A 12,878-nucleotide genomic window follows, 5' to 3' on the forward strand; every position below is an offset into this window, starting at 1 on the left:
CGGAGCGCGGGGCGGGACTGGCTCACCCCCTCCTCTACCACGTCCTGGGGCCACCGGGGGAGCGCTCGGCGTGTCGTTCCAGCGCCCGCCCGCGGGGCCGGAGGCCCTGCCGCCGGAGATCGCCTTCCTGCTGGCCGAGGGCGTCGACGGGCGGCTGCTGGTCCGGGCGGCCGCCGCGGCGGCCGCGGCCGGGACCGACGCGGCGACCGCGCTGATGAATGCCGGCCTGATCGCCGAATCGGCCTACTACGCGGCCCTGGCCCGGGCGCTCGGCGCCCCCTTCCTCGACGGCCCGATCCCGTTCGGCCTGGGCCTGCGCTTCCCCGACAGCCTCGTGGCCGGCCTCGCGCCGCTGGCGCCGGGCGCGGTGGCGCCCTGGGTGCTGGCGCCCCGCGAGCGGGCGATCGCGGACCTCATCGACGCGGCCGGCCGCGTACCCGGCCGCGCCGCCGTCCCGGCGATCACCAGCCCCACCCGCCTGCGCGAGGCCGTGTTCGCGTCCGTGCCCGGGCAGGTGGCCGATCACGCGGCGCACGACCTGCGGCGGCACAGCCCCGAGCGGGCGGCCGCCCCCGAGCCGGCCCTCCGCTGGCTGCTGGTCCTCGCCCTCGCCGCCGCCGCCGCGCTCTGCCTGTGCGCGGCGCTGCCGGCCCCGCTGGCGCGCGCGGCGATGACGGCCGGGCAGGTCCTGTTCCTGGCCATGGCGACCCTGCGGATCGCGGCCCTCGCCATCGCGGCCCCGGTGGCCGCGGAGGCGGTCGCGCCCCTCGCCGAGGCCGACCTGCCGGTCTACACGGTCCTCGTCCCCCTCCACCGCGAGGCGGCGGTGGTGCCGGACCTGCTCAGGGCGCTCTCCGCCCTCGACTATCCGGCCGCCAAGCTCGACATCAAGCTGCTGCTCGAGGCGGACGACGCGGAGACCGCCGCGGCCCTCCCCCGCGACACTGCTCCCTGTCGCAATGATCCGCTCTTGAGCTCTAAGTCCCGCTTCAGCACAAGTGTCTGAGGCGGCCTGATGAGCGGTTCGACAACAAGGCCGCCCTTTCCCGGGGGTGGCCTTGTCGTTTTGGCGCTCTTTTTAGAGGCTTCTGGGTCCCGCGTAGTCCAGGCCCGGTTTCCGCTCGCAGATGTTTCTCTTGATGGTGGAAGAAGCTGCCACTGGGCTTCGCCACATGTTGCCTTGTGGCTTCGCCCAGGCGATCACGAGCTGAGACAGAGAGATCTTTCACAATGAAATGCCCGGCGCCGCACGCCACCGATTAATCCCGGAGTGTCGCGCCGCATGCCGAGCCTCCGCATCCTTGCGAGGCTCCCATGCCACCCCACGTCGATCTCCCGAGATCTGCATCGCTCCCTAGGCTGTGGGTCTTCAGCGACCTCCACCAGGAGCACAGCCAGAACGCCTGGGATCCTACCGCGCACGCTCCTGCTGGGGGCTTCGACGTGGTCGTGGTCGCTGGCGACGTCCACATGCCCCTGACCCGGTCGCTGGACTGGCTGGGAGAGCGCCTGCCTGGCGTCCCTGCGATCTATACCCCGGGCAATCACGATAGTTGGTGGAACGGTGGCGAAGACCGCTACACGATCTACGACCAGTTGGAGCGCGGGCGGGACCGAGCGGCGGCGCTCGGCATCCATCTACTGCTTGAAGACACCGTGCTGATTGGCGGTACGAGATTCCTCGGCGGCACCTTATGGACGGACTTTCGACTGGGATCCTTCGGGCTCACGCATGCCTTCCGGACCGCCCAGGGGCGCTACGGTATGATGGACTACCGCCGCATCAGGACGGGGCCCCGTTCACGGAACAGAATCGAGCCGGGTGAGGTGCTCGCGATGCACCGGACGACGCGGGCCTTCATTGAGGACGAGCTCGCCCGGCCTCATGATGGTCCGACCGTGGTCGTGACCCACCACGCCCCGCACCCTGCCAGCCTACGGGATCCGCATGCTGACTTGGCCTGGTGCTACGCCTCGGACCTGACTGAGCTGATCCTGGACCGCGGGCCGGACCTCTGGGTTCACGGCCACGTGCATCGGGCGGTCGACTTTCGGGTCGGGCGGACGAGGGTGGTCTGCAACCCGCGGGGCCATCAAGACGAGGTGTCCCGCTTCGAAGCCAACCTTGTCATCGACGTTCCGGCCTCGGGTGCGACTGGCTAGAGGGCTGGCCGACACAACCTTGATCGATGCACCACTCGTTCTAGTTGGCACCGCTCACGGCAGGCAAGGACGAGCCCATTGCTGAGCGCGATCCTGAATGGCAAGGGACGGCGCCTTCCAACGAGCCTGCCGGCTGGTGCGTCGCTCCGCATGGCTTTCGTGCGGTCCGAGGACATCCTGACCTCTACCGTATTCGAGCGCTTGGCCTACCTCGACGGTCCGGCCCTCTGGGCGCTCCTGGCCGCCACCTTCCGGCCGCGCATCCTGCCCGCACGCAAGGTCGCCGACCTGGTCCAGGTCGAGTTCTGGCCCACCTGGGGACAGGCGAAGGCGACATTGGAGAAGGCGGTCGAGCCCGACGTGGTCCTGCGCTTCTCGGTCGGCGATCCGGCCCGGGAATTCACCCTCATCGTCGAGTGCAAGCTCGGTGGGCTCCAGTATCCGGACCAATGGGCCCAGCAATGGATCGCGTTCCAGGCGGAGAGCGCCTCGGGGGACGAGGCCGCCGAAACCTGCCTGCTGGCCCTGGGCGGCCTCCCGACCGGTGCCGAGGCGATGGTGGACGCCTTCACCGAACGGCTTCGGAAGTCCCACGGCATCGAGGTGAAGGCCGCCGCGGCTGACTGGGTAGACCTGCTCAAGGCCCTGGATGGCCTAGAACTGTCCCGGGCGTCCGATAGGCGGGTAGTCGCGGACGTAAGGGCCGCCCTCGCCCTTCACGGCTACAGCCAATACGCGCCGATGTCGGAGCTCGGGGCCATCGCCACGAGCTATGGCATCGGCATCGATGCGATGGACCGCCTCAGGTGGGCGGGGGACATCCTGCCGGTCCGTTCGACGTCCGAAACGACGCAGGCGGCTGAGGACGACGATCCGCTCGCCGGCTTCGTCGAGCGCGTCGAGCCCCTCCGCCCGATCAAGCCCCACGGATGCCTCCGGAGCCTCATCGATGTCTGACGACCAGCCCCTGGCCAGCGCGCTCGTGGACGTGCGCAGGGCCTATCGCCTGCTGTGGTGCTACCAGAGGCGTGTCTTCGACATCGTGAAGCTCATCGTCGACGAGTTCGACGACATGGCCTTCTACAACTGGCGGGTCCTGCATTCCGACCGCCCCTGCAACTCGGGCACCAATCCCATAGGAAATCGCTGGGCCTGGGACATGCTGCCCATGGTCAACGTCTCGTACCTCTTCCTACCCAGCGGGACGAACCCGAACGCGACGCTTCCGGGCCAGTGGATGCTGGAGGTGCATATCGAGTCGGACGGGGGGTTCGAGGATCCCGAGGACGGTTCCGAACCCGATCCCGCCAACTTCGAGGCCCCGGAGGACAGCGCCTCGCGTCTGGTCATCTTCGCTTGGTACTGCCGTGGCGAGACGGCGCGCAATTGGTACGGCGGCGTCTGGAACGCCCTCAGCTGGCCGGACGATGACGGGGGCCTGATCGAGAACTCGGATCCGCCCATCGCCGTTTTCCGACGGAACTTCGACCTGGCGACGCTGGGGGACCGCGATGAGGTGCGAGCCGCCGTAGCGTCGTTCCGATCTTCGGCGAGTGAAGCGCTCAAAGTGACGCTCACGTAAGGTTCTTGAAGGAGGCGCAATCCTGCGCCTTCTACACCCACGCCCGCTGGGCAGCCTCGCACCTGCGGCCTCCAAGGCCCCCTGCGTAGAGCTTCGCCAGGATCTCGCCTTGGGCGCACTAAGGGCGGCGTACCGATCTATGAGGCGCTTCATTCCATTGCGTGCCCTGCCGAAGTCGAAGCTGGCCTCGTACTGCGCCCTGCGCCTTCCCTCGTTGTCGCCTTCTGGTTGCAAAGCTAAACGGTGCGCCTGGACAAGGGACCGACACGACAGGAAACTTGGCCGCTGGATTCCTGGTCGATTTCGATGTCCCGTCCCCACCTCAGCGCCAGCATCGTCGAGCTTGAACGCATCTTCTCGACCGCCGAGGGAGACAGGAAGGTCCTCAAGACCCTCCTCGCGGAACTCGGCCAGCGTTCGACGGAGAGAGCCGGTCGCCTTAAGGCCAAGGTGACCGCGGCTCTGGAAGAGGCCGATACATCCAAGGCGCCTCCCCGCGCCTCGACAGCTTCCCCGCCACCATCGAAGTCTTCGGAGCCTCCCCAGCCTGCTGCCCCAAAGGCGCCCCCTCCGGAACCGAAGCCTGAAGCGAAGCCCTCATCGCCGCCGCCATGGCTGGACCGAGGCCCGCGCAGGCAGCCTCCGCCGGTGACAGATCGGCCCAAGGACGTGCTCTCGGCCTGGACGGCTCTTGAGGTCCTGTCGCCCGTCACCTATCGCAAGCCCGCGGACATGGCCGACGGCGACACACGCCGGATCGCCGCCCTCGACGGGGGCTTGCCGTGGCGCCCGCCCGGGGAGAAGGCCAGGCAGAACAAGCAGCTCTTCTACCAGGTCGTCCTCGGCGCCGTGCGCATGGACGAGGCCACCAACGCCCTGCTGTCCGTCTTCGTGGACAAACACCAGGACCGGCCCGTCGCGCGGGGCATGGCGGCCATCGCGACCGTCACCGTCGACAAGGCCGGCGTGCTGGTCGAGGAGGGCGCCGCCACGGCATTGTCGAGCTTCGCCTGGGGCCTGCCGCTAGCCCTCAAGCAGGATCTGGTCGGCCTGGGCCGCTGGCCCGAGGCCGAGACCAAGCTGAACGAGGATCTCGACTGTCGGCTCCGTCGGGTCGACGACGAGGGCAAGCCGCTGCCGCTGGACGCCGCCGCGATCCGGGGCGCCTACGACTGGCTCATCGGGACGCTGGGACTTCATCCCAGCCTCGTCGAGGGGCCGACCTTCGCGATCCGTGTCTACCATTACTGGAAGGCCCAGGATCCGCCCGACGCCCCGCTGATGGGCAGCTTCTTCCTTGAGGACTTGGCCGCGGTCAGGAAGCTCGTGACGGCGGGAACGGTCCCCACCGCTCTCCGGTCCTACCTCGGGCTCACCAAGCGGGCCGAGCGGAAGGACGTCCTCGTCGGCGAGGCGGTGATGGCCGCGTCGGTGGCTCCCGGGCGCTTCCCGCCGGGACGCTGGCCCGCCCCGGGCCGCCATCCCCTCGTCCTGCTCCAGCAGGGCGCCGTCAACGTGGCGATGTCGGACCTGCCGGGCATCGACCTGTTCCCGGTCAACGGGCCGCCCGGGACCGGCAAGACCACGCTGCTCCGGGACATGGTCGCCGCGCTCGTCGTCCGCCGCGCCGAGGCGATGTGCGCCTTCGACGTGCCCGAGAAGGCGTTCCCGGCCACCGGCGCCAAGCCCAAGGTCGGGACGGCGACCGTGCCCATCCATCGGGTGGACGAACGGCTCCGCGGCTTCGAGATACTCGTGGCCTCGTCGAACAACAAGGCGGTCGAGAACGTCAGCCGCGAGCTCCCCGCCCTGAAGGCCATCGCGGACGACGCCGGCAGCCTGCGGTACTTCAAGACGGTGGCCGACAAGGTCGGCGGCGGGGTCGAGGTCTGGGGCCTGATCGCGGCCGTGCTCGGCAACGCCTCCAACCGCTTCGCCTTCCGCGAGGCGGCGTGGGTCGATCCCGATCATGGGCTCCGGACCTACCTCGCCGAGGTGGCGGGCAGCCCGCAATGGATCGAGGAGCCCGATCCGAGCGCACCTGGCAAGGTCCGCAAGCGCCGCCCACTCGTCGTCGACAGGGAGAGCCCGCCTCGCAACCGGACCGAGGCCCTCAAGCGGTGGCAGGACGCCCGAGCCGCGTTCCAGGCCGAGGTGGCGAAAGTCCGGAATTTCCTCTCCGAGATCGAGGCCGCCCGGAAGGAGGTCGCCGCGCTGCCTGAACTTCGGTCGGCGGCCCAGAGGGCATCCCGTGCGGCGGATGCCGCGGAGGAAGCCGTCGCCACGGCGAAGCAGAATCACCAGGAATCGGTGACGGAGGCCTCTCGGACGAAGCAGGTGCGGGAGCGGGCCCAGCAGGCTCTGGACGCGCACCAGGGTCGCCGGCCCGGCTTCTTCGCGCGGACGTTCGGGACTAGGGCGGCGAGGGACTGGTCCACCAGCAACGACCAGCTAGGAGCCGTCCTAGAGCGCGCCGACCGTGAGGCCGGCGAGGCCGCCGCTCGCTCCGCATCCGCTCAGGGCCGGCATGGTGCCGCCGAGAAGGCGAGGAAGTCGGCCGAGAGGGAATTCCAGCAGGCCGTCGCGATCCGGGATCAGGCAGAGGAGCGGGTTGCCCTGATGCGCCGGAGATGCGGCGCGCGGGCGGTCGATGCCGCCTTCTTCGCCCGGGACAGGGAGGTCCTTCACCTCGCCGCTCCGTGGCTCGACGCCGCCGCCCACCGGGAGCGGGATCGGGTCTTCGAGCTCGCCCTCGCGGTCCACAAGGCCTTCATCGATGCCGCCGCGGTGCCGGTCCGGAGCAACCTCGAAAACCTGTTCAAGGCGCTGATCGGCCGGAATGCGTGGCAGCCGAAGACTCGACCGCACATGCCGGACCTGTGGGCGACCCTGTTCCTCGTGGTGCCGGTGATCTCGACGACCTTCGCCTCGGTCACGCGCATGCTCGGGTACCTGCCGCCGGAGACGCTCGGGTGGCTCCTCGTGGACGAGGCCGGGCAAGCCGTGCCCCAGGCCGTGGTCGGCGCGATGATGCGCACCAAGCGGTCCGTGGTGGTCGGCGATCCCCTCCAGATCGAGCCGGTCACGTCCCTGCCCACCGAGCTGGCTGAGACGATCTGCGCGGACTTCGGGATCGACCCAGAGAAGTGGAACGCGCCCAAGGCGTCGGTCCAGGCAGTGGCCGATGCCTCGGCGACCTTCGTGGCCGAGTTCCAGCAGACCGTGGGCTCGGTGCAGGTCGGCTTCCCCCTTTTGGTACATCGGCGCTGCGCCGACCCGATGTTCAGCCTCTCGAACTCGGTCGCCTACTCGAACCTGATGGTGCACGCGACGCCGTCTCGGACCTCCGCCATCCGGGACGTGCTCGGCCCTTCCCGCTGGGTCGACGTCGTGGGCGGGCACACCGAGGACAAGTGGTCGGAGGCGGAGGGAGCCGCGGTGGTTGCGATGCTGCGCCGCCTTGCGGAGGCCGGCGTGCCCGAGCCCGACCTCTACATCGTCAGCCCGTTCGTCATCGTGGCCCAACGGCTCCGCGAGCGGGTTCTGGCATCCGGCCTGCTTCCGCGCTGGACCGCGGACCCCTACGGCTGGACGCGAGACCGGATCGGCACGGTGCACACCGTGCAGGGTCGCGAGGCGGACGCTGTCATCCTCGTGCTCGGGGCCCCGCTACCGACGCAGCGCGGCGCTCGCGGCTGGGCCGGGGCCTACCCGAACCTCCTCAACGTGGCCGTAACCCGTGCCAAGGAGAACCTGTACGTCGTCGGCTCTCAGGACGCGTGGCGGGAGGCCGGCGTGTTCCGGTATTTGGCCGCCCGCTTGCCAGCGCGAGGCATCGAAGCAGTCGGTCTAGTTCAGTGAAGGGCAAGCGGGCGCCGCCGCTCGCTCTGGCATAGTCGGTTTCGTACGCGACGCTATGATAGGTATCGATGCTGGACAGGGGGACCATCCAGGTACGTTCTTGATATGTTCGCAGAAGCGGCTATTTTTGCGTTCCCGCGCTGCTGGCCTCCCTGAAGCCATGATGCGGACCTGGCGGGATTTTCGCCGGGTTCGTTCCTGCCGGTACAGGTGGTGAGCCCGCCTGAGTGACATAGTTGACGGACAATCCGTGGGAGGAAAGCGAATGGCGAGCGTTTTCCGTGACGTCGTCATCGTCTTGCCCGGCCTTGTTGGCTCGGTCTTGCAGAAGGACGGCGAGACCCTATGGGGCACTTCCCCGGGAGCTTTCTGGGGCACCGTAGCAGGTGACAACCTCGAACGTTTGAAAATGTCCGCCCCGGACAACGGAGCCGAGGACATCGGTGACGGCATTCAGGCAACGGGCCTGGTACCGAACGCCGAGTTGATCCCCGGGCTTTGGAAACAGGGGGGATACTCACGCCTGCAGAGAGACTTGGCGGCGCGCCTGGGTTTGAGGCAAGGCGAGAATTACTTCGAGTTTCCGTACGATTGGCGACGCGATAATCGGGTCGCCGCGCGGAAACTTGCAAGGCAAGCCCCTGTCTGGCTTGAGGCTTGGCGGGAGAAAAGCGGCAATCCCGAAGCTAAGATCGTCCTCGTGGCCCATTCCATGGGAGGGCTCGTTGGCAGGTATTTCGTGGAGTGCTTGGAGGGCTGGAAGATCGTCAGGACGCTCTTCAGCTTTGGCACACCCTACCGCGGTGCCGGCAATGCGCTGGGGTTCCTCTGTAACGGCTTCGTCTGGAAGGCCGGCCCGATAGGCCTCTTTGACGGCACAGAAGCGCTGCGCTCGTTCGATTCGGTCTACCAGTTGTTGCCGACCTATCCTTTCGTTGACGATGGCGGTCAGACGCTGTCGCGCGTGTCCGACATCGACTTGCCCAACCTGGACCGTCGACGTGCGGTCGCGGCAGCGCAGTTCCACGCGGAAATTGCGAACGCGCGCGCGGCAAACGGCAATGATCCGGAGTACCTTCGCGCGGGCACAAAGGTGCGTCCTGTCGTTGGCCTTGCACAGCCGACATGGCAATCCGCGACTCTCAGCCAGGGTGCCCTGACGATGGTCTACGCCCATAGTGGCGAGGATCTGAAGGGTGACGGCACGGTGCCGAGGGTGTCAGCTATCCCGGTCGAGGATGATGACGCTTCCGCCGCCTATTTCGCGACGACCCATTCCGCGCTTCAAAGTGTGCCCGCTGGTCTGGATCACCTCAAGGGTGTCCTAACCAGCGCCGCAATCGACTTGGGTAAGTTCCGCAAGTCCGTAGGAGCGATCTCGCTCATGATCGCTGATGCCTACCCCGCTGACGAGCCGGTCTTGATCGAGGCCGTGCCGACCAACTGGTCGCAGACCTTGGAAGGTCGCCTTCAGAGGCTGGACGCGGAAACCCCGGCAACGAGACTTACGCTACGGCCTACCAACGGGGTGTTCTCGACGGAGCTGCAACTCGCTCCCGGTCTGTACGGTATTTCGGTCGGCGACCCTGGGACCAACGCCGTCGAGGACATCTTCCTCGTCGTTGATCAGGGTCATGCTGCATGACGGCCAGCGCACGAGAAAACTGGATCTGGTCGTGGCGCAGAGGTCACGTCATGGTGGCGGGGCGACCGTACCCACTTGCCCTGTCGGATGTTGATGGGCCGGACGTTGAGGTTGAGCCATGGGCTTCCTTGCGCTCGTCCGTCTACGTGCTGGCGCGTGACATTTTCAGTCTCGAAGTGGCGTTCGCCATGGGCAGGATCGAGCTGAGCGGAACAGTTGCCAGTGAGAAGGTGAAGGGGCTTCTCGGTGGCCTGTTTCGCGAAGTGGCGAGGGAGCTACTGAACGTTATTGAGGTCACAGCCCCATTTTCGCCCGCAGCTGACGAGGACTCGGACCTGTGTCGTGTGGCGCCTGTCTCCCGCAACGACGAGTCCGTCATGCGGCACCCATCGATCATCCCACATACCGACGCTCGGCCAGGCGAGCCATTCAGCTTCGAGGTCGACCTGCCAATAGCCCCGGCGCCTGACACCGACGGCTCGGCGGTCGAGCTCAAGGATCTCCCGGCTGGCTGGTCCGACATCCGGGTGGGGGTGGTAGTCGTCTGCGATGAAATCGAATTCAAGGGAGACGCCGGTCCCAAGGGATACGTCACTGTATTCCGGACCGGTGCGTCAAATCCCGCGCGTTTTGACGCGTGGGTAAAACCTGACGTCGCCCCGGGAAGCTCGTTCCTTCTGAGGGTTCTGTTCAACCAGGAGAACCGGCACGCGGGCTCCGCGGCAAGGACGATTGTGGTCGATGCGTCTGTGGCGCCCGTGCGAAGCCAGGTGCCTGCCACGGCGCGAGCATCGACCGGCTTTGGCGTCAGTCTCGGGAGTGAGATTGTCTCGCCCACCCTGAACGTCACCATCGTGGCTGACACGAACCCTGGATCCTATCACTGGGTGATGGGGGTCGCTCCGGGCGTCCAATGCGCAGCTCCAAACTGGCAAGGTAAGGTATCTCTGGGATCTGACACGCGCGAATTCGCCCGTCGCCTGCTTCGTGAATGTCCGAACCTTCGTCCAGGCAGGCGCCACGCCAGCGTTATGAAGGGCATTGGTGAGGAGATCTGGGAGGCCGCACCCTCGGCTTTCAAAGCCGTGTACATCGACCTGTACTCGCGCCTGGGCCGGGACTTTCCGATCCAGATCATCACGGATGAGCCGCACGTGCCCTGGGAGATGATGCACCCGAAGGCCGATGCGGGAATAGAGAAGCCCGATCACCTATACATGACGCACCCGATGGCCCGCTGGTTCGGCCATGTACGGGGCCTGATGCCCCAGGCCTACTCAGGCGGAGCACTAGCGAGCTTTGTTCCTGAGTACGCCGATGGCTCGGCCTTACCAGCTGCAGCGAAAGAAGGCAGGCGCCTCATAGAGGAACTTGGCGCGCGACCCCACACTGCAACACACGAGGGCTTCACCAGTTTCTGGTCCGATCCCCTGCCGGAGGAAACGATCTCGGTCATCCACTTCGCAGGCCACGCAGCGTCTCCCCTGGACGATGGGCCAGGTTCCGAGGAGGGCCTGAGGATGTTAGATGATTGGGTTTCTTCGCGCGAAGTTCATGGCGGCGTGACTTTGGGGAAGCGCGACAGAACGTTCGTTGTCCTCAACGCATGCTCCGCGGGGACCTCGGCACAATCGCTTGGCGTCATCGGAGGATGGCCGGCGAACCTAGCCTCACAGAGCTTCGGAGGCGTGCTTGCTCCAATATGGGCGGTGCAGGACGAGCATGCCTCGTCGTTGGTCCTTCACCAGCTGGCAGCCTTCATCGAGGGCGCAAGCCTCGGTCAAACCTTGCAAGCGGCCCGGAATGAGTACCGGGAGGCCTCCGCGACCCCTTATGCGTACCTTTGCCATGGTGACGTCATGGCCAGGATGGGTCGCGCGGCTGCGCCGGTCAGGTCTGCACAGTCGCACGCACAGGCTCAACAAGCAGTGATGGATTGATGGCGGCGGCGACTTCCGCGAACAAGTCGACCCCGTCCGTGTCTGGCGTTCTGATAGTCACCACCAGTGAAAAGTTCACCCGACGGTCATAGCGCTCAAAGGTAGTGGTGTCGCCCCACCATCCCCTGACGGGCAGGACGGATATGCCGTCGCGGTCGCCGAGCCTGAAGGCAGGCCCAGTCCAGATGTCGTGGTGCAGCGTTCCCCGGTTCCGGCTGGCAGGCCCGAGGAACCAGCCATCGTCGCTCGTTGCGTCTGACGCATCGCCACCCTCTGCCAAGACGTTGACGCGGGCGCGGGCCTGATCATGATCCTCGCCGTACCGTTTCACATCGAATTTGAGCCGGTGGGATGGGTAACGTTCGATCCGGTCGCGCGCCGCCGCATGGGGGTCCGGCTCGATGAAATAGGAGAGCGTGCAGCGCATTTCGACCCGGGTACGCCCGAGAGCGCGCAACGCCTCCTTTGGCCAGGGAAGCTGGAAATACTTCATCTCCTTGAGGGGGATGTTGCCTCCTCCGGCATGCCGGTAAGGCTCGATCGTATCCTCGACCATCAACGTAAGGGCATTGCGGGCGCTCTCGAACAGCCGTCGCTCGTCAGGCACGCCCCAGCCAAAGCGCCCGAGAAGCGTGGCGGCATCGCCGGTCGCAGCATGCTGCGCAAGCATTGACGGCGTCCAGTCGGCCGCATTCACCATCAGGGCCCTGACCGTCTCCATGCGGAGTCTCGGATAGCGGGCTAGCAGACGACCCGCCAAGCCAGCGCATGCCGCCGTCGCGGCGCTCGTTTCCCCAACGGACCCGAGAGGTGCCGTTCCGACCGCTTTCGAGGTCGTTATCGGTAGATGATGCAGCGAGGGCCGGCAGAAAAATTCGTCGTCGTCGACGAGGAAATTGCCTCCTTCCATGACGATGTCGGGCTTGTACGAGTGCAGCTTAGCCCATGCCTGGGCCGTCCGAGATGTCGGTGATAGATCGCCGTAGGGAGCGACTATCGCGTCCGATCCTTCCCGGACCCGTTTTAAGGTGACCGCACCGACGGAGAGTGCATTCAGCGCCTGCGCCGGGGATTGGATGCCAAACTGGGCGTTCCTGTCGGCGTAATACCCGAGTTGGTAGGGCTCCTCACTGGAATGTGGGACGTTCCCGACAGCGGCGCAGAACAAGCGCGTGCGCTCGCCGTCACCGTAGGCGAGTTGGTCGAGCACACCGGACGTGCTGGTAGGCAACCCATCCTCCGCCTCGCCGACGGCTGTCTGAGCGAGGCAGTATACGCGCAAGGGGTTCACCGCCCCGCCTTCCACCGCATCCACTGCGCGGCGGATAGCATCCCGTGCCGGTAAGCGCGGCATCCTCGGCGGCGCTGTCACGACCACCGATTCGAGCCTTGTCTCGACCTGAACCGGACTATCGTCTTGAGGCACCGCGGCTAGGTCGCCGTAGAGCGTAACACCCGCCATCTTCGTGCCGTGACCGTGATGGTCGTCTGTCGGCCACCACGGCTCTACGGCAAACGAGCGAGTTGCTGGCAGGGCTCCTACGAGCAGCGGGTGATCCTGCCGGACGCCTGTATCTAGCAGCGTGACGCAGGGAGCGCCGGTCCCGGGCCAACGGACGCGCGCGATAAGCCTTCTTAAGGCCTCGGTCCCGACCCGGAGATCGAACTGTTGCTCGTCTGACGCGAA

8 protein-coding genes are annotated in these 12,878 nt (G+C 66.7%); 7 read left to right on the forward strand and 1 reads right to left on the reverse strand.

Translation table 11 applies throughout. The features are described from left to right. Positions 1-70 precede the first annotated feature (70 nt). From ME121_RS31200 to ME121_RS34640, 7 genes are all read left to right on the forward strand, one after another. A complete protein-coding gene (locus ME121_RS31200; protein ID WP_245337878.1) occupies positions 71-1,006 on the forward strand; it encodes a hypothetical protein in 936 nt (311 codons plus the stop codon). A gap of 308 nt (positions 1,007-1,314) precedes the next feature. After that, positions 1,315-2,163 carry a metallophosphoesterase gene (locus ME121_RS31205; protein ID WP_059410215.1) on the forward strand — a complete coding sequence of 283 codons (849 nt, stop codon included), beginning with the start codon at positions 1,315-1,317 and terminating at the stop codon, positions 2,161-2,163. 150 nt (positions 2,164-2,313) lie between these two features. Then, positions 2,314-3,120, forward strand: coding sequence for a hypothetical protein (locus tag ME121_RS31210; protein WP_059410216.1), 807 nt, complete (start codon positions 2,314-2,316; stop codon positions 3,118-3,120). Continuing rightward, complete coding sequence (locus ME121_RS31215) at positions 3,113-3,745, forward strand: PM0109 family protein (protein WP_059410217.1); 633 nt, start codon at positions 3,113-3,115, stop codon at positions 3,743-3,745. The genes ME121_RS31210 and ME121_RS31215 overlap by 8 nt, the downstream gene beginning before the upstream one ends. A 648-nt stretch (positions 3,746-4,393) precedes the next feature. Next, positions 4,394-7,606, forward strand: coding sequence for a DEAD/DEAH box helicase (locus ME121_RS31220; protein ID WP_143739316.1), 3,213 nt, complete (start codon positions 4,394-4,396; stop codon positions 7,604-7,606). 265 nt (positions 7,607-7,871) lie between these two features. Beyond that, positions 7,872-9,251, forward strand: a complete 1,380-nt coding sequence (locus ME121_RS31225; protein WP_059410219.1) for an esterase/lipase family protein — start codon at positions 7,872-7,874, stop codon at positions 9,249-9,251. After that, positions 9,248-11,191, forward strand: a complete 1,944-nt coding sequence (locus tag ME121_RS34640) for a CHAT domain-containing protein (RefSeq protein WP_206407004.1) — start codon at positions 9,248-9,250, stop codon at positions 11,189-11,191. Before ME121_RS31225 ends, ME121_RS34640 begins: the two co-directional genes overlap by 4 nt. Here ME121_RS34640 and ME121_RS34645 read toward each other — a convergent pair. Then, the coding region (locus tag ME121_RS34645) for a S8 family peptidase (protein ID WP_491892928.1) at positions 11,142-12,878 on the reverse strand (1,737 nt) is incomplete at its 5' end. The two genes, ME121_RS34640 and ME121_RS34645, sit on opposite strands and share 50 nt — an antisense overlap.

Source organism: Methylobacterium sp. ME121, assembly GCF_000974725.1.
Lineage (GTDB): Bacteria > Pseudomonadota > Alphaproteobacteria > Rhizobiales > Beijerinckiaceae > Methylobacterium > Methylobacterium radiotolerans.

Coding starts and splice junctions, on each gene's coding strand:
- ME121_RS31205 (WP_059410215.1), top strand. CDS start 1,315: ATGCCACCCCACGTCGATCTCCCGAGATCTGCATCGCTCCCTAGGCTG.
- ME121_RS31210 (WP_059410216.1), top strand. CDS start 2,314: ATGGCTTTCGTGCGGTCCGAGGACATCCTGACCTCTACCGTATTCGAG.
- ME121_RS31215 (WP_059410217.1), top strand. CDS start 3,113: ATGTCTGACGACCAGCCCCTGGCCAGCGCGCTCGTGGACGTGCGCAGG.
- ME121_RS31225 (WP_059410219.1), top strand. CDS start 7,872: ATGGCGAGCGTTTTCCGTGACGTCGTCATCGTCTTGCCCGGCCTTGTT.
- ME121_RS34640 (WP_206407004.1), top strand. CDS start 9,248: ATGACGGCCAGCGCACGAGAAAACTGGATCTGGTCGTGGCGCAGAGGT.